The sequence below is a fragment of the Massilia sp. KIM genome, from assembly GCF_002007115.1.
In the GTDB taxonomy this organism is placed as follows: Bacteria; Pseudomonadota; Gammaproteobacteria; order Burkholderiales; family Burkholderiaceae_D; genus Telluria.
Genome location: NZ_MVAD01000003.1, coordinates 417344 through 433304 on the forward strand (window position 1 = coordinate 417344; position 15961 = coordinate 433304).

14 protein-coding genes are annotated in these 15961 nt (G+C 69.0%); 4 read left to right on the forward strand and 10 right to left on the reverse strand.

Annotation, left to right across the window (positions count from 1 at the left end; translation table 11 throughout):
- Positions 1 to 261: 261 nt before the first annotated feature.
- The 3 genes from B0920_RS26405 (at position 262) to B0920_RS22150 (ending at position 5056) form a co-directional block, all read left to right on the forward strand.
- Positions 262 to 921: an energy transducer TonB gene (locus B0920_RS26405; protein ID WP_078034847.1), complete on the forward strand. Its 660-nt coding sequence runs from the start codon at positions 262 to 264 to the stop codon at positions 919 to 921.
- A 117-nt stretch (positions 922 to 1038) separates the two neighbouring features.
- Complete coding sequence (locus B0920_RS22145) at positions 1039 to 3333, forward strand: M28 family peptidase (RefSeq protein ID WP_078034848.1); 2295 nt, start codon at positions 1039 to 1041, stop codon at positions 3331 to 3333.
- 85 nt (positions 3334 to 3418) lie between these two features.
- Positions 3419 to 5056 (forward strand): M28 family peptidase, encoded by a 1638-nt coding sequence (locus tag B0920_RS22150; RefSeq protein ID WP_078034849.1) that lies wholly within the window; start codon positions 3419 to 3421, stop codon positions 5054 to 5056.
- 84 nt (positions 5057 to 5140) lie between these two features.
- Here B0920_RS22150 and B0920_RS22155 read toward each other — a convergent pair whose 3' ends face one another.
- From B0920_RS22155 to B0920_RS22165, 3 genes are all read right to left on the reverse strand, one after another.
- A complete protein-coding gene (locus B0920_RS22155) occupies positions 5141 to 5668 on the reverse strand; it encodes a nuclear transport factor 2 family protein (protein ID WP_078034850.1) in 528 nt (175 codons plus the stop codon).
- 110 nt (positions 5669 to 5778) lie between these two features.
- The gene (locus tag B0920_RS22160; protein WP_218669402.1) at positions 5779 to 7314 is read right to left on the reverse strand and encodes an acetyl-CoA hydrolase/transferase family protein; all 1536 of its coding nucleotides are present in this window, start codon (positions 7312 to 7314) and stop codon (positions 5779 to 5781) included.
- 28 nt (positions 7315 to 7342) lie between these two features.
- A complete protein-coding gene (locus tag B0920_RS22165) occupies positions 7343 to 8284 on the reverse strand; it encodes a bestrophin family protein (protein ID WP_078034851.1) in 942 nt (313 codons plus the stop codon).
- 135 nt (positions 8285 to 8419) lie between these two features.
- On the opposite strand from B0920_RS22165, the gene hpaR reads away from it, so the two are divergent.
- The gene (gene hpaR, locus B0920_RS22170; protein WP_078034852.1) at positions 8420 to 8896 is read left to right on the forward strand and encodes a homoprotocatechuate degradation operon regulator HpaR; all 477 of its coding nucleotides are present in this window, start codon (positions 8420 to 8422) and stop codon (positions 8894 to 8896) included.
- Here the strand turns inward: hpaR and B0920_RS22175 are convergent.
- The 7 genes from B0920_RS22175 to B0920_RS22205 all read right to left on the reverse strand — a co-directional run bounded on the left by B0920_RS22175 (position 8893) and on the right by B0920_RS22205 (position 15935).
- Positions 8893 to 9609, reverse strand: coding sequence for a LamG-like jellyroll fold domain-containing protein (locus B0920_RS22175; protein ID WP_078034853.1), 717 nt, complete (start codon positions 9607 to 9609; stop codon positions 8893 to 8895). The genes hpaR and B0920_RS22175 overlap by 4 nt on opposite strands.
- A gap of 56 nt (positions 9610 to 9665) precedes the next feature.
- Positions 9666 to 10172: a superoxide dismutase family protein gene (sodC, locus tag B0920_RS22180; RefSeq protein ID WP_218669408.1), complete on the reverse strand. Its 507-nt coding sequence runs from the start codon at positions 10170 to 10172 to the stop codon at positions 9666 to 9668.
- A gap of 171 nt (positions 10173 to 10343) precedes the next feature.
- The gene (locus tag B0920_RS22185; protein WP_078034854.1) at positions 10344 to 11384 is read right to left on the reverse strand and encodes a hypothetical protein; all 1041 of its coding nucleotides are present in this window, start codon (positions 11382 to 11384) and stop codon (positions 10344 to 10346) included.
- 26 nt (positions 11385 to 11410) lie between these two features.
- Positions 11411 to 14095 (reverse strand): ATP-binding protein, encoded by a 2685-nt coding sequence (locus tag B0920_RS22190; protein ID WP_179119265.1) that lies wholly within the window; start codon positions 14093 to 14095, stop codon positions 11411 to 11413.
- A gap of 179 nt (positions 14096 to 14274) precedes the next feature.
- Positions 14275 to 14829 (reverse strand): cysteine hydrolase family protein, encoded by a 555-nt coding sequence (locus tag B0920_RS22195; RefSeq protein ID WP_078034856.1) that lies wholly within the window; start codon positions 14827 to 14829, stop codon positions 14275 to 14277.
- Between the two features lie 6 nt (positions 14830 to 14835).
- Positions 14836 to 15357, reverse strand: coding sequence for a GNAT family N-acetyltransferase (locus tag B0920_RS22200; RefSeq protein ID WP_078034857.1), 522 nt, complete (start codon positions 15355 to 15357; stop codon positions 14836 to 14838).
- Complete coding sequence (locus B0920_RS22205) at positions 15354 to 15935, reverse strand: helix-turn-helix domain-containing protein (protein WP_078034858.1); 582 nt, start codon at positions 15933 to 15935, stop codon at positions 15354 to 15356. The genes B0920_RS22200 and B0920_RS22205 overlap by 4 nt, the downstream gene beginning before the upstream one ends.
- Positions 15936 to 15961 lie beyond the last annotated feature (26 nt).

Consider the following 15961-nt stretch of genomic DNA (forward strand, 5'->3'; position numbering starts at 1 on the left):
GGCTTACCAGCACGCGGAAGAACCAATGTGACAAAAGGATTATTCCATACAACCGCATGGTACGCGAGATCCCTCATCCATTCCTTGACGGCAACGCAACAAAGCGGGCTCACACATCCAGTAACAATAATTCCAACTAAACGCTTTACAGAGTTCTATGAGCTAGCATATATTAATTCCAACAGAGCGCAGTTTGTACTTCCAACCGGTAACACAAGCTCAGCCTGCACCACGCCGAGCGCAATAAGAAAGGAGTTGGCCATGCACTTCTCTCATCTGAACGACGGCGCCGGCGGCAAGGCAGGCCGGTTTGCCGTGGTGGCGGGACTGCACGTGCTGGTGGCGATGGGCGTCATCCACACGATGAATTCCAAGTCGATCACCATGCCGGCACTGCTCGAAGACACCTTGGTCTGGGTCAAGCCGGACATCACGCCCCCGCCTCCGCCGCCCGATCCGCCGACACCGCGGCCCCAGACCGCGCCACGCGAGATCGTGGTGCCCGAACCCGAGGTGCGGGTCGCCGAGCCGCCGCCCGAGCCGACCGTCACCGCCACCACCGAGCCGCAGCCGGCCGAGCCGGCGCAGTCGGCGCCGGCGGAAGTCGCGCCCGCCGCCCAGGCGTCCAGCAACAACGGCCAGATGCGCAGCGCGGTGCTGGCCGACGCCAACGGCTGCGCCAAGCCCGAGTACCCGGCGCGCGCCGCCCGCAACGGCGAGACCGGCACCGTGACCCTGGCCCTGCTGGTCGGCGCCGATGGCCGCGTGCAGGATGCGCGGGTCCAGTCCTCCAGCGGCTCGCGCGACCTGGACCGCGCCGCGATCAACGCCCTGAGCCTGTGCCGCTTCCAACCGGCCATGAACAATGGCGTGGCCGAACCCGGATGGGGACAGATCGCCTACGTCTGGACACTCGAATAGCCCGTTTTCCCCTTTCCCCCGCCCCGCTTCCAGCCCGGCGGGTTTTTTTTCGCCTGCCGACGGACCCCAGATGCTCCGCGGCCCAGCATCCGACAACAATAACGAGGAGAGAGAAGCATGGAAGCCAGCGCGTCACCCCTACCCTTCCCACGGCCCGCGCCCGGCGCGGGTTTCCTGTCCAGCCTGGCCGCCTGCCTGGCCCTGGCCCTGCTGGCCTGGATCGCGCTGCTGCCCGGCGCGCCGCCCGCCCCCGCCCTGCCGGAGGCCCCGGCCTGGGAAGCGCGCGCCATGGGGCACGTGAGGGCGCTGACGCAGGCGCCGCGCCCGATCGCCACCGCCGCCAATGCCCGGGCGCGCGACTACATCGTCCAGCAACTGCGCGCCATGGGCCTGCAGCCCGAGGTGCAGCGCGCCACGGTGCGCAAGTCGGTGGTCTACTTTTTCGGCGGCGTGCACACCAGCATCGGGGTGGTCAACAACATCGTGGTGCGCATCCCCGGTTACCGCAAGGACCGCCTGCTGCGCCCGGCGGTGCTGCTGACTACCCATTACGACAGCGGCGTCGCCACGCTCGGCGCGGCGCGCGCCGCCGCCCCGGCCGCGGCCCTGCTGGAAACCGCGCGCGCCCTGCACCGCGAGGGACCGAGCGCGAACGACATCGTGCTGCTGTTCGCCGACGGCGAACACGTGGGCGGGCTCGGGGCCAAGGGCTTCGCCGAACAGCACCCGCTGGCGCGGCGGGTCGGCATGGCGCTCAAGTTCGACGCCGCCGGCAGCGGCGGACCGCTGCGCCTGGCGGGCGCGAGCGGCGCAGGCCGCGCGGCCCTGGGCGGCTGGGCCAGCGCCGCGCCCGAGGTCGGCGGCTCCTCGCTGGCGGCCGAGCTCTCGACCCTGCTGCCGGAGACGCCGCGCATCGGTTCCCTCGAGACCCTCGATGCGCCGGTGCTGCTGTTCGCCAACGGCGAGCGGCGTTTCGACGCCGAACGCGCCAAGGACACGCCCGAGCGGCTCGAGCGCGGCACCCTGCTGCACCACGGCGACCTGATGCTGCGCCTGGCGCGCGCGTACGGCGAGGCGCCATTGCCGGGCGGGCGCGAGGAGGCCCATTCCTGGTTCACCCTGCCCGTCCTGGGGCCGGTCCACCATTCCAACAGCCTGACCTGGGGAGTGGCGCGCATCGCCCTGCTGGTCCTGCTCGGCGCCTGCGTGCTGGCCCTGCGCGAGGAAGGCGCCGGGCCGGCGGTCAAGGGCCTGTTCGGCGTCGCCCTGATCCTGCTGGCGGTGCGCATGGGCGCCTGGACCCAGCGCCAGGAGCTGTCGACGGCCGGCCTGTCCGACGATTATGGAAGCGCGCTCACGGTCGCGGCGGTGGCGGCCTGCGCCTTCCTGGCCGCCCTGTACGGACTGCGGCGCGTGGCCGGCGTGCAGGCCGCGGTGGCCGGGACCATGGCCTGGGCGCTGGTGGCCCTGGTCCTGCTCACCGCGATGCTGCCGGGCGCCGGCTTCCTGTTCGCCTGGCCCTTGCTGGCCGCCGCCGCCGCGTTCGCGCTGCTGGAGTCGAACTGGGCGCCGGTGCAGGCGCCGCAGGCGCGCGCCCTGGTGGTGCTGGCCGGCCTGGCGCCGGCGGCGGTGCTGCTGCCGCCCGGCCTGCGCGAAGCCTGGCTGACCCTGGCGCCCCACGGCCTCTACGTTCCCGCCCTGTTCATCGCCATCGCCATGCTGTGCTTCAGCGGCCTGCTGCTGGCGCTGCGCGCCGGGCAGCTGGTGGCGGCCTGCATGGTGCTGGCGCTGGCGGCCAGCGCCGCGCTGCCCCGGCCCGCGCAGTCGAAGGTGGAGGAGGCGCCGGTGGCGCCCAACCGTCTCACCTATTTCAAGGACATGAACAGCTGGCGCGCCTACTGGCTGATGCCGCCGCAGCCGCTCGACGCCTGGACCCGGCGCGTGTTCCCGGACAAGGACAAGCCCTCGGTCTACGTCGACGTGTTCGGCTGGAACAGCCCGCGCCAATGGCATGCGATCGCGCCGCGCGAAGACGCGCTGCACTTCCCCGAGACCTACATCCTGAGCAGTTCGGTGGGCAAGCTGCGCTATGGGCGCTTCACGGTGCGCTCGAAGAACCGCGCGCCCCATATCGAGATGTGGATCTCGGGCACCAAGCCGCTGCGTTCGCGCCTGGACGGCAAGCCGCTCACCACCGGGGAAGCCCCGTGGTGGCTGTCGCTGTACGGCATGGAGGACCGCACCATGGAATTCGAGATCGAGGCCAAGCCGGAAGACATCTTCGCGGTGACGGTCGAGGAGCGCATCCCCGGCCTGCCCGAACACCTGCTGCCGCCGCGCCCCGCCGACGCCCCGCCCCTGCTGCCGCTGACGGGACGCACCGTGTCCACCGACATCCTGCGCTTCTACTGAGTCCGGCCGGGAGGCGCGGCAGTTGGCATACAATGTGCCGCGCACGCGAACCGTGCCTCCCGATTAACTCACGCTGCAGGATTCCATGCACAAGATCGTCTCCACCCTTGTCCTGTCCGCCCTTGCGGGCAGCCTGGCGCTGGCCTATCCGGCCCACGCCGCCACCGGCAAGACCCCAGCCGCGACCGTCAAGGAAGCGCCGCTGCGCGCCCACCTGGCCTTCCTCTCCTCCGATGCGGTCGAAGGCCGCGGCACCGGCCAGCGCGGCGGCGAGCTGACCGTCACCTACCTCGAGACCCAGGCCGCGGCTATCGGCCTGAAGCCCGCCAACGGCGCCAGCTTCCGCCAGCCGGTGAAGATCGCCGGCGTGCGCTCGCTGCCGGAGAAGAGCAATATCGGGCTGTTCGCCGGCGGCCAGCCGCTGCCGGCGCAGTTCGGCGCCGACTGGGTCTGGGGCCCGGGCGACGCCAGGGCCGAGCACGCGCTGGACGCGGAACTGGTCTTCGTCGGCTACGGCATCAGCGCGCCGGACGAGGGCTGGGACGACCTCAAGGGCCTGGACGCCAAGGGCAAGGTGCTGGTGATGATGGTGAACGACCCGGCGCCCACCGCCCAGGAGCCGAAGCGCTTCAACGGCGCCGGCCTGACCTACTACGGCCGCTGGACCTACAAGCTGGAAGAAGCGGCGCGCCAGGGCGCGGCCGGCGTCCTGCTGATCCACACCGACGCCTCGGCCTCCTACGGCTGGAGCGTGGTGCAGAACAGCTGGGCCGCCGCCGAGCGCTTCCAGCTCGCCGAGGGCAAGCTGGGCACCGGCCTGCAGGGCTGGATGACCGACGCCACCGCGAAGAAGCTGTTCGCCGCCGCCGGCCAGGACCTGGACCAGCTGCGCGCCGCCGCCGAGAGCAAGGACTTCAAGCCGGTGGCGCTGAACGCCCGCGTCAAGGGCGAGGCGCGCGCCGCCGTGCGCATGCTGGACGAATTCAACGTGGCCGGCGTGGTGCCGGGCACCGATCCCAAGCTCAAGGACGAAGTGGTGATCTACAGCGCGCACTGGGACCACATGGGCAAGCAGGGCGACCAGGGCGACACCATCTTCAACGGCGCCGTGGACAACGCCTCCGGCACCGCCGCCCTGCTGGCGATGGCCCAGGAAGCCGTGCGCAACCCTGCCAAGCGCAGCCAGATGTTCCTGTGGGTCGCCGCCGAAGAGCAGGGCCTGCTGGGCAGCGCGGCCTACGCCGCCAAGCCCCTGTGGCCGATCGAGAAGACCGCCGCCAACCTGAACCTGGACAGCCTGAACTTCGTGGGCCTGTCCAAGGACGTCAACGTGCAGGGCAGCGAGCGCACCGAACTGGGCGCGATCGCCGCCGCCACCGCCAAGAAGATGGGACTGCAGATCGCGGCCGCCAAGCCGGACCTGGCCGGCGGCTACTTCCGCAGCGACCACTTCAGCTTCGCCAAGGCCGGCGTGCCGGCCTTCTCGGTGGGCGCGGGCCACACCTGGGTCAAGGACGTGGAAGCCAACGACGCCAAGCAGAAGGCCTATCGCGCGCGCTACCACCAGGTGTCGGACGAGTATGATCCGAACTGGGACCTGTCGGGCATGGTGCAACAGGCGCAGTTCACGCTGAACCTGGGCCGCGCCGTCGCCGACGCGCCGGCGATGCCGGCCTGGAAGGCGGGCGATCCCTTCGGCAAGGCGCGCACCGCCGCCAAATAAGCGCGGTCAATTCAGCCCGGCCATGGCGGCCGGAGCTGCGCCGGGCGGTCAGGCCCGCGCCTTCGGCCGCCTTCTCCCCCTCCTTCATTTCGGCGGGTGCGAACTCCACCAGACGCTGGCGATCTTCCAGCTGCCGTCCTGCACCTTGCGCATCTGCCAGGTCTCGAGTCCGTAGTTGCTCACCTTGTTGTCGAACACAAACTCGTAGTCGAACATCACCCAGGCGATGTGTCCATCCTGCGTGATGCGCACGTTATAGAAACGCTCCTCGACCGGCTCCTTTTCGGTCCTGAGCATGCGCATGAATCCCTGGAAGCCGCCCGCGGCCTCGCCGTCGAAGTGAGGATCGATGGTCTCCCGCACGGTGCGGATCCGCTCCGGCGATGCCGGCGAGGCCCATGGAATGTTCCCATTGACCAGCAAGGAGGACAGGGCGCGCACGTCGCGCGCCTTGATGGCCGCCTTGAAGTTGTCGACCACGCGCTCGATGGCGCGCGTGTCTTCGGGAGTGCTGAGGTACTTGCCGATGTAGGCCGGCTGTCCGGCGCTGGCCTGGGCGGCGCAGGACAATAGGGTCAGGGCCACGAGGGTCGAACGGATCGGGTGTCGCATCTGGCTTCCTTGTCGGGTGGTGGTGACAGGACTGTAGACCACTCCGGCTAGCTGCGATACCCGTAGAAGTGATAGGGTGCGCAATATTTTTTGCGCGCCAATTCACCTTTTTATTGCTCGGATGGCGAAATATCCTGTTCCGGCAGCATCGATCCGGTCTCCCGGTAGCGCGTATGCCAGGAAAACGCCTTCTCCAGCACGTGGGGGGTCTGGCCGCCGCCCCGGTTCGCCTCTTCCACGTAGTCGCTCAGCATCTGCTTGTAGGGCTCGGCCACGCAGTGCTCGATGATCCGGCGGGCGCGTTCGCGCGGGGCCAGGCCGCGCAGGTCGGCCAGGCCGACTTCGGTGACCACGATGTCGACGTCGTGCTCGTTGTGGTCGACGTGGGCCACCATCGGCACGATGCTGGAGATCTTGCCGCCCTTGGCCACCGACTTGGTCGCGAACACGGACAGGTAGGCGTTGCGCGCGAAGTCGCCCGAGCCGCCGATCCCGTTCATCATGTGGGTGCCCAGCACGTGGGTCGAGTTCACGTTGCCGTAGATGTCGAATTCGAGGGCGGTGTTGATGGCGATGATGCCCAGGCGGCGGATCACTTCCGGGTGGTTGCTGACTTCCTGGGGGCGCAGCACCAGGCGGTCCTTGTACTTCGCGATCTCGGCGAACACCTGCCTGCCCTTCTCTTCCGACAGGGTGATCGAGGAGCCGGAGGCGAAATCGAGGCGGCCGGCGTCGAACAGGTCGAAGGTCGAATCCTGCAGCACCTCGGAATACATGGTGAGGTGCCGGAAGGGGCCGTCGACCAGGCCGGCCAGCACCGCGTTGGCGATGGTGCCGATGCCGGCCTGGATCGGCATCAGGCGCTCGCTCAGTCGGCCCTGCGCGATCTCGCTGCTGAAGAAGTCGATCAGGTGGCCGGCGATGGCGGCGGTCTCCCGGTCCGGCGGCAGGATGGTGGAGGCGCTGTCCTGCTTCTCGGTCAGGACGATGGCGACGATCTTCTCGGGCGGGATCTCGATGGCGCTGCTGCCGATGCGGTCCGACACGTTCATGAGCGGCATCGGCTCGCGGCGCGGGCGGTGCTTGGGAATGAAGATGTCGTGCAGGCCTTCGAGCTCGGGCGACTGGCTCAGGTTGATCTCGACGATGACCTTGTCGGCCAGGATCGCGAAGCTCGCGCTGTTGCCGACCGAGGTGGTGGGGATGATGGCGCCGGTCTCGGTGATCGCCACCGCCTCGATGACGGCAATGTCGACCGGGGCGATCTGGCGCGTGCGCAGCTGCTCCACGGTCTCGGACAGGTGCTGGTCGACGAACATCACCTCGCCGCGGTTGATCGCCGCGCGCAGCGCCGGATCGGCCTGGAAGGGCATGCGGCGCGCCAGCACGCCGGCCTCGGTGAGGGTCTTGTCGATGTCGCTGCCGAGCGAGGCGCCGGTGAGCAGGCTGATTTTCAGGGGCGCGGCCCTAGCGCGTTCGGCCAGCGCCAGCGGCACCGCCTTGGCGTCGCCGGCGCGGGTGAAGCCGCTCATGCCGACGGTCATGCCGTCCTGGATCCACTCGGCGGCCCGGGCGGCGCTGGTGACGCGCTCGCGCAGCAGCGGCAGGCGGATGCGGTCTTGCAGGATGTGCTGGTCGTGTTGCATGGTGTCCTCCACGGGATGGATGCCGGGTTCAGGTCAGGCAGTAGTTGTGGGCCGCCAGCGGCGGGGGCAGGTCGGGGTCGCCCAGCGCCTGGCGCAGTTCGCGCTCGATGGCGCGGCAGATGGCGTCCAGGGGCAGGTCGTTGGCTTCGTCGCCGAAGGGTTCTTCCAGTTCGTCGCCGAGCGCGTCCAGGCCGAAGAAGGTATAGGCCACGATGGCGCACACCAGGGGCGTCATGAAGCCGATCGAATCGACCAGGCCGAAAGGCAGCAGGAAGCAGTAGAGGTAGGCGGTGCGGTGCAGCAGCAGGGTATAGGAGAAGGGGATGGGCGTGTTCTTGATGCGCTCGCAGGACGCGGCCGCGCCTGTCATGGCCGACAGGGTGGCGTCGATATTGGCCGCGAGGCAGGCCTCGATGCGGCCCTCCTTCAGGCTGGCGCGCAGGTCCTGGCCCATGCGCTGCATCAGGTAGTCGGGACGGTTGGGCGCGTGGGCCAGGGCCTCGTATTCCTCGGGCGGCAGCAGGCGCGCCAGCCCGGGGTCGAGCGGACGCTCGCGCAGCATGTCGCGCAAGGCATGCGAGAAAGCGACGGCGCGCAGCACCATGCGCACCCGCAGGTCGCCCAGGCCATCGCTCACATTTACCGGCTGGGGGCCGTCGATCAGGCCCAGGCACTGGCGCGCCAGGTTGCGGCTGCGCAGCACCAGCTCGCCCCACAGCTTGCGCCCTTCCCAGAAGCGGTCATAGGCCGAGTTGTTGCGAAAGCCGAGGAAGATCGCGACCGGCAGGCCGATCAGGGTGAAGGGAATGGTGGTGAGCGTGATCTTGAGCCCGCCCATGGCGCCGTGCGACCAGGTGACCAGGATGGCGATCGCCACGTTGATCACCAGCGTGGGCAGGATGCGCGGCAGGACGGAGCCGCGCAGCAGCAGGAAAAGCTTGAGCCCTGAAGGGCGGTCCCGGATAATCACGATCGTTGCCGCGTTTGCAAATAGTTGGATGCGAATCGAAAAATTCGCTATTATGTTCGCAGTTAATCACTAATATGTTAGCTAGTCAAGGAAGGGTATCTCTTCCTTTTTGGCGAGCGATCTTCTGGAGTATCGATGCCGCGCCGGATCAACCACAACCTGCCCCAGCTGCTGCTCAAGGCGCGCGACGCGCTGATGGCGCATTTCCGCCCGGTGCTCAACCACTACGGGGTGACCGAGCAGCAGTGGCGCATCCTGCGCGCGCTGGACGAGCACGAGCAGCTCGAGCCGCGCGAGCTGTGCGAGCTGTGCCAGATCCTCAGCCCGAGCATGGCGGGCGTGCTGGCGCGAATGGAAGAAACCGGGCTGGTCGAGCGCGAGCGCATGGCGGCCGACCAGCGCCGCGTGATGGTGCGGCTGGCCGCGCGCGGCAACCGGCTGATCGACGAGATGGCGCCCCTGATCGAGCGCCAGTACCGGCTGATGGAAAAGGCCTGGGGAAAGCAGGTGGTGGAGGACCTGGGCGCCGCCCTGCAGGCTTTCGTGGCGGCCCAGGAGATGCCGGTGCAGCAGGTGGACCTGCCGGCGCCGGCCGATGAGACCGAGGCTTAGCGCTTGCCCTGCTTCCTGTTGCGGCGGTAGCTCATCCAGCCCAGGATTCCCAGGCAGCTGGCCATCATGCCCAGCGAACCGGGCTCAGGCACCTCGGCCGGGACCGGGCCGGCGGCCAGCACCTCGGCGTCGCTGAGCGCGTGGTTGTAGATGTGGATCCAGTCGACCGCGCCGGGCGGGTTTTCGGCGCGGCCGTTGTCACGCGTGTCGTCGCGGAAGAAATAAGCCAGGTTGTCGCCGAAGTTGGCGTGCCCGGCGCTGTCGTTCAGGGTCAGCACCAGCTTGCCGTCCTGGTAGATCCTGAACTTGCTGGCGGCGTCGCGCGTGACCGTCACGCGCGTGAAGGCTCCGGCGGTCAAGTCGCCGGCCGAGCTCATGGTCGGAAACAGACCGAGCTGGTCGCCGAAGGCGTAGAAGCCGTTGTCGGTGGTGTTGTCCTTGAAATCCAGGATGCGGTTGTAGCCGTAGAACTGGTCGAACTTGAAGGACATGTCGATCGAATAGACCGCCCCCAGCTTGGTCGTCAGGCCCAGGCCCTTGTTCGCGCCGAAACGGTAAGCGCCGTCGTCCCAGGCCCCGCCCAGGCCGAGCAGCGCGTCGCCGCCGAGCCGGTCGTTCAGGTTGCCGTTCAATTCGAACTGGTGGATCAAGGCCGCGCGGCTGTCCATGGCGACGAACAGCAGGGCTGTCGCCATCAGGTGATGAAATTTCATTTCAGAACTACCCTTATATTGAAATTTTCTTTCATCCCTGATGGCTCAGGGATGGCTTACTGAATCACTCCACAGGCGATGCGGCCTCCCCCGCCGCCCAGGGGCGACGGGTGGTCGGCGTGATTGTCGCCGCCGGCGTGGACCATCAGGGCCTTGCCCTTGACGTCCGCCAGCTTCAGGCGCGGGGCCAGCACCGGATTGCTGGAAGCGCCCTTGTCGTCGACGGTCAGGGCCGGCAGGTCGCCCAGGTGGCCGTCGCCCCAGGGAGTCCCGTGGCGCTTGGTGCCGGCCGGATCGAGGTGGCCGCCGGCGGCGCCCGCGGGCACCGGTTTGCCGTCCTTCTGGTTGACGCCGCAGCTGCCGTTCTCGTGCACGTGGAAGCCGTGCAGTCCGGGCGGCAGGCCGGTCAGGGCCGGCGTGAACACCAGGCCGTAGCGGGTCTCGCTGATGGTGACGGTGCCGACTTCGGCGCCGTCGCCCTTCTCGGTCGCCATCTTCAGCGTCACCTTCATGTCGGCCGCATTGGCTACCGTGCACGCCGCGCCCAGCACAAGCACACTCATCCATCGCATGTTCATTGCATCCTCCGTCGAGAGATTCATCGAGATAATAAAAAGCCAAGTAAGTGTAGACCATCCCCATGGGTGGGGGGTGTTCCGGAGAAACGTAGGGAAAGGGAATTTGGATGCGAAGAACGGCGCCTGGCGGAGCTGCTCCGACCGGCGCTGGAAGGCTCAGAGGCGCGAGACGGTGGGGCGCAAAATGGCCAGCAGTCCGGCTTCGGAGGTGCAGCCGAACTTCTCGTAGACGGCCTTGACGCAGTCGCGCAGCACCGCGTCGCTGACGTCCATGCGCGAGCGGGCGGCTTCGCGTCCGCCGCCCAGGCCCATCCAGAACGCCACCTCCATCTGCTGGGGCGACAGCTCGACGCTGCCGAGGGCGCGCCAGATCCGCAACGGCATCGGGACCACGTACTTGAGGAAGATGCCGACCGTGCGGCTGTGGATCGCGTCGTGGCTGCCGGCGCTCATCCACTGGGCGCGCGCTTCCAGCAGGCCGCCGGCCAGGTCGAGGGTGCCGGCCGGCAGGCGCCAGGGATAGCGCTCGCCGTGCACCACCGATTCCACCAGGCGCAGGCAGAAAGGCGGGAGCGTGCGCCGGTCGAAATCCTGCTGCTCCTGCGAGGCCAGCAGGTCGAGCAGCGCGCCGGCCGAATCGCTCAGGAACAGGATGTCGCCGCCGGTGGTGGCCAGCAGCATGGCCTCGTCCTCGACCACGCCGGCCTGGGCCGCCATGCCGGGGTCCTGGTTGCGCAGCGCGTACTCGAAGTAGTTGGCGACGCGGCCCAGGTCTTCCTCGTCGTCGCGGTCGAACGCGGGCCCCTCCTCGCGCAGCAAGGTCAGGGCGCCGAAGGGCGCGCCGGCGTTGCCGAGACGGACCTCGAGCCTGTGGACGGCGCGCTCGCGCGCCTGCTGGGGACTGGCCACGCCGTAGTTGGCGCAATCGCCGTAGAAATAGCCGTTGGGCGGAGGCAGCACGCCCAGCACGTTCGCTTCGGCCTGCGCCTGGGCTTCCGCCTTGGCATCCGCCTTGGCGTCCGCCTCTGCCAGGTCCTGCGCCGCGCGCGGGGCGTGCAGGAACAGCTGGGACGCGCTGTTGGGAATCAGCTCGCGCACCAGCTCCAGGGCGTCGGGAATGATCGTCATCAGGTGCAGCCCGCCGGAGCACAGGATCCGCAGGCGCGCCCATTGACGGCTGTTCTTCTTACGGGACACGGCAAACCTAGAACGATGTCAGGATTTCAATCTTGCTGAGTCAACGCAATATTGTCAACAGGCATTGTCAGTTCTGTCGCATCCCTGCGCATCGGGAGCTGGGCCAGGATCTCGGCCAGGGCGCGGATCTCGACCGGCTTGACCAGGTGGTGGTCGAAGCCGGCCTGCCTGGACAGGTCGCGGTCGCGCGCCTGGCCGTAGCCGGTGAGCGCGATGAAGCTGGCCTGCGGGTGATCGGGGCGCAGGCGGCGCGCCAGTTCGTAGCCGGTGATGTCGGGCAGGCCGATGTCGAGGATGAAGGCCTCGGTGCCGGCCAGCTCGGTCGAGGCCAGGGTGCGCACCGCGTCCTCGAACACCCGCACCGTGTGGCCCTGGGCGCGCAGCAGCACTGCCAGCGACTGGGCCGCGTCGGCGTTGTCGTCGACCAGGGTCAGCACGCGCGGCACGCCGACGCCGGGCGCGTGGCGGATGTGGCCCGGGCCGTCCAGGCCGGCGGCGTCGGCCAGGGGCAGCAGCACCGAGACCGAAGCGCCCGCCCCTAGGCCGGCGCTGTAGGCCTCGACCTGGCCTGCGTGCATCTGGACGATGCTTTTGACCAGCGCCAGGCCGATCCCGAGCCCGCCCTGGGAGCGGTCGGGCGTGCGTTCGCCCTGGGTGAACAGGTCGAACACGTGGGGAAGCAGTTGCGGCTCGATGCCGCTGCCGTTGTCGATCACGGTCAGGCGCGCGTCCTCGGGACGCGCCTCCAGGCGCAGGGTGATGCGTCCGCCGTGCGGGGTGTACTTGGCGGCGTTGTTGAGCAGGTTGACCAGCACCTGCACCAGGCGGGTGCGGTCGCCCGCCACCACCACCGGGGCGCCGGGAGTCTCGACCGCCAGGGCGTGCGACTTGGCCTCGATGTGGGGCCGCGCCTGCTCGACGGCGGCGCGCACCACGCCATTCAGGTCCAGGGTCTCGGTCTCGAGCTTGACCAGGCCGCGGGTGACGCGCGAGACGTCCAGCAGGTCGTCCACCAGTTCCGTCATGTGGCGCACCTGGCGCGCGATGATGCTGGTGGCCTTGCCGCGCAGGCCCTCGTCAACGCTTGGCATGCCGAGCAGCTGGGCCGCGTTGGTGATCGGCGCCAGCGGATTGCGCAGCTCATGGGCCAGCATGGCCAGGAACTCGTCCTTCATCTTGCTGTGGCGCTCGGCCTCGGCGCGCGCGGCGCGCTCGCTGGCCAGCAGGCCTTCGCGCTCGCGCGCCGAGCGCTGGGCCAGGTCGTAGAGGCGCGCATTGTCGATCGCCACCGCGGCCTGGGACACGAAGCCGGCGATGATGTGTTCGGTGCGCTCGTCGAACATGGCGGGCTGGGAGTGGCCGAAGTACAGGCCGCCCAGCACCTCGCCCGAGCGCGAGATCACCGAGGCGGCAAGGTAGCTGCGCACCGGCAGGTGGCCCTTGGGCATGCCGAAGTGCGGGCCGTGCTGGCCGTAGCGCGGGTCCTTGGTGATGTCGTCGCTGCGGATCGGCGCGGCGCCGCGGAAGGTGGGGCCGAACAGCGTGGTCGGGCGCGGCTGGCCCAGCTTCTCGAAGGCCTCGCGCGGCGCGCCGCTGAGCGTGTACAGCAGGTAGGCTTCGCCCTCCTCGTTGCGGCCGTTGTAGAAGAAGGCGCCGAATTCGGCGCCGGTCAGTTCGGTGGCGGCGTCGGTGACCTTCTGCAGCAGGGTGTCGATGTCGAGGGTCGAAGCGAGCGCGCCGCCGGCGCGGTTGAGCAGCTCGAGCACCCGGGTCTCCTCGCGCAGCGCTTCCTCGGCGCGGATGCGGCGCAGCGCTTCCCAGGTGCGGCGCGCCAGGTCTTCGGCCAGGCTGCGCTCGTCCTCGGTCCAGCGGTAGGCGTGGTCCTTGTACAGGAAGCCGGCGCCGACCAGCCGGTCGCCATCCTTGAGCGGGATGACGATCACCGATCGGATGCCCAGCGCCAGGCATTGCGGGGCCACGGCGGCGCAGGCCGGGTCGCGGGCGACGTCGCCCACGCACAGGGTCAGGCCGGCGCGCAGCTGGTCCAACTGCTCCTCGGACAGCACGCCGGGCGGCAGGCTGGCCTGGGCGCCGCCGGTCGCGACGCCATCCATCCACTCCTCCTTCACCTGGAAGCGGCGCGCGGTCTCGTCGATCTCGACGTAGGAGACCTTCGAGCCCAGGAAGTACTCGCTGGTCAGGCGGATGGTCGCCTTGAGCATGGGGTCGAATTCGGTTTCGCGGCGCAGGGTGTCGGCCAGCTTGAGCTGGAAGGCGTGGCGGCGTTCGCCCAGCACGGCCTTGGTGGTCTCGATGAAGGTGACCAGCACGCCTTCGGGCCTGCCGCTGTCGCCGTAGACCGGGCTGTACGAATAATTGAAATAGACCGTCTCGTCGTAGCCGAAACGATTGATGGTGAGCGCGAAGTTGTCGGAACCGACCGGCTCCCCTTGCAGCACCTTGGCCCACATCGGGCCGATGGTGGGCCAGATCTCGGACCAGACCACGCGCGCGTCGTTGCCGAGGGCGCCCACCGCCTTGTCCCCCAGGATGGGCAGGTAGGCGTCGTTGAAGAACTGCGTGAAGTGCTCGCCCCAGGCCAGGTAGGCCGGCAGGCGCATGTCGAGCAGGGTGCGCACCGTGCTCTTGAGGCTCTGCGGCCAGGCGCCGACCGGGCCGAGCGGCGTCGTTTCCCATGGAAAGGCGCGCATCTGCCTTTCCATCTCGGACCGGGGGGAGAAACCCGATGCAGCGTCGTAGGGCCAGGTCATCTTGCTACCGGAGTGCAGGCGTAGTTGTTCGACAAGTAACTACGGATCATAGCAGCCTTGTCGCCGCCGGGTCGTACGGCTGAGTGAAATACTGGTTTCCGGCCACACCCGGCCCTGGCTCAGGCGCCGTGTTCGCTCAGCAGCCTGCGGGTGTCGGCGATGGCGGCGTATTCGCCGTCGAGGTTGGCAAGCGACATGGCGTGGACCTCGTCGGCGCTGCGCGCAGCGCCGGCATAGTCGCGCATGGCGAAGGCGAAGGTGGCGTCGGCCACGACGGTGGTGCGGAAACCCAGGTTGCCGGCGCTGCGGGCGCTGGCTTCGACCGAGTTGTTGGTGCTGACGCCGACGATGACCAGGTCCTGGATGCCGCGCACGCGCAGCCAGCGTTCGAGGCCGGACTGGATGAAGGCGTCGGGGACGTTCTTCTCGACCACGTGCTCGCTGTCGCGCGGGAGGAAGGCGCTCTGGAAGGCCGCGCCGGGCTGGCCTGGGGCGAAGCCCGACCCCGGACTGCGCGAGATGTGGCGCACGTGGACGACGGGCGCGCCCTTGCTGCGCCAGGCGGCCAGCAGGGCTTCGATGTTGCGTTCGGCATCAGGGTTGTTGCGCTGGCCGGCGGCCGGGCTGGCCATGCAGTTCTGCATGTCGATGATGATCAGGGCGGGCAGGCTCATGGGGGCTCACAGGTGCTTGTAGTAGTAGGTGGTGGCGGCCATGGCGCCGTCCGGCATCAGGGCATAGTTCGGGATCACGCCGACCCGCTGCCAGCCCAGGCGCTCGTAGAGGCGTTCGGCCTCCGGGCTGGCGGTGTCGAGCACCAGCACGGTCTTGCCCTGCGCGCGCGCGGCCTGTTCCAGCGCCAGCATCAGCTGCCGGCCGATGCCGCCGCGGCGCGCCCGGCGGCGCACCAGCAGCTTGGCGACGTCGGCGCGGTGCGGCTGGTTGTCGGGCATGGCGGTACAGAGCTGGACGCTGCCGGCGATGCCGCCCTCCCCGTCTTCGGCCACCAGCAGGGTGCGTTCGCCGCGCGCGACGCCTTGCAGGACGCCCTGCCAGAAAGCGCGCGCCTTGCCGCGCTCGAGGGGCAGCATGAAGCTGACCGAGGCGCCGCCTTCGACGCAGTCGAGCAGCAGATCGGTCAGGCCCTCGAGGCAGCTGTCGTCGCCGGCCTCGATACGGCGTACTGCGAGGGTGCTCGTCATGCGGTCCTCCTTGGCGGTTTGGTGGGCTGGCTGACCAGTGCGACCAGGTAGCGCGCGGGCCTGGGGCCGGGGTTGTGGAAGGCGGTGGGCTGGTCGAGGCGCATGGCAAGGCAGTCGCCGGGGGCCAGGGTCCAGCGGGTGTCGCCCAGCGTGATCTCCATGCTGCCCTCGATCAGCCAGACCTGCTGGTGCACCTCCGCCTCGCGCGAGCCGGTTTCGTAGGCGACGCGCTGGCCGGGCGGGAAGCTGACCTCGACCAGCTGGATCGGCGAGCCGGCTGGGGGCGAGAGATTGCGGCGTACGTAGCCGGAGCCGGGGTCGGTCCAGCTTTGCTGCTCTGCCGCGCGTGAAAGCGGGTTCGGGCTTGCCGCCGGCTGCTCGAACAGCGAGGCGACCGTCACGCCGAGGGCGGCGCTCAGCTTGTCGAGCACGGTGGCGGTGGCGCTGCTCTCGCCGCGCTCGATCAGGGAGATGTTGGAGCGGCTGACGCCGCTGCGCTCGGCGAGGGCGGCGAGGGACAAGTCCTGCTCGTCGCGGAGCTGGCGGATGCGTTGGGCGATCAGTGCATTGATGGTCATTCATCCAGTATACTGGATTACATCGC

What these genes read in the sequence shown, in the direction of transcription:
- hpaR (WP_078034852.1), top strand. Translation starts at nt 8,420, where the DNA reads ATGCCGCGCCGGATCAACCACAACCTGCCCCAGCTGCTGCTCAAGGCG.
- B0920_RS22205 (WP_078034858.1), bottom strand. Translation starts at nt 15,935, where the DNA reads ATGACCATCAATGCACTGATCGCCCAACGCATCCGCCAGCTCCGCGAC.
- B0920_RS22175 (WP_078034853.1), bottom strand. Translation starts at nt 9,609, where the DNA reads ATGAAATTTCATCACCTGATGGCGACAGCCCTGCTGTTCGTCGCCATG.
- B0920_RS22200 (WP_078034857.1), bottom strand. Translation starts at nt 15,357, where the DNA reads ATGACGAGCACCCTCGCAGTACGCCGTATCGAGGCCGGCGACGACAGC.
- B0920_RS22150 (WP_078034849.1), top strand. Translation starts at nt 3,419, where the DNA reads ATGCACAAGATCGTCTCCACCCTTGTCCTGTCCGCCCTTGCGGGCAGC.
- B0920_RS26405 (WP_078034847.1), top strand. Translation starts at nt 262, where the DNA reads ATGCACTTCTCTCATCTGAACGACGGCGCCGGCGGCAAGGCAGGCCGG.
- B0920_RS22155 (WP_078034850.1), bottom strand. Translation starts at nt 5,668, where the DNA reads ATGCGACACCCGATCCGTTCGACCCTCGTGGCCCTGACCCTATTGTCC.
- B0920_RS22160 (WP_218669402.1), bottom strand. Translation starts at nt 7,314, where the DNA reads ATGCAACACGACCAGCACATCCTGCAAGACCGCATCCGCCTGCCGCTG.
- B0920_RS22190 (WP_179119265.1), bottom strand. Translation starts at nt 14,095, where the DNA reads ATGCGCGCCTTTCCATGGGAAACGACGCCGCTCGGCCCGGTCGGCGCC.
- B0920_RS22195 (WP_078034856.1), bottom strand. Translation starts at nt 14,829, where the DNA reads ATGAGCCTGCCCGCCCTGATCATCATCGACATGCAGAACTGCATGGCC.
- B0920_RS22145 (WP_078034848.1), top strand. Translation starts at nt 1,039, where the DNA reads ATGGAAGCCAGCGCGTCACCCCTACCCTTCCCACGGCCCGCGCCCGGC.
- sodC (WP_218669408.1), bottom strand. Translation starts at nt 10,172, where the DNA reads ATGAGTGTGCTTGTGCTGGGCGCGGCGTGCACGGTAGCCAATGCGGCC.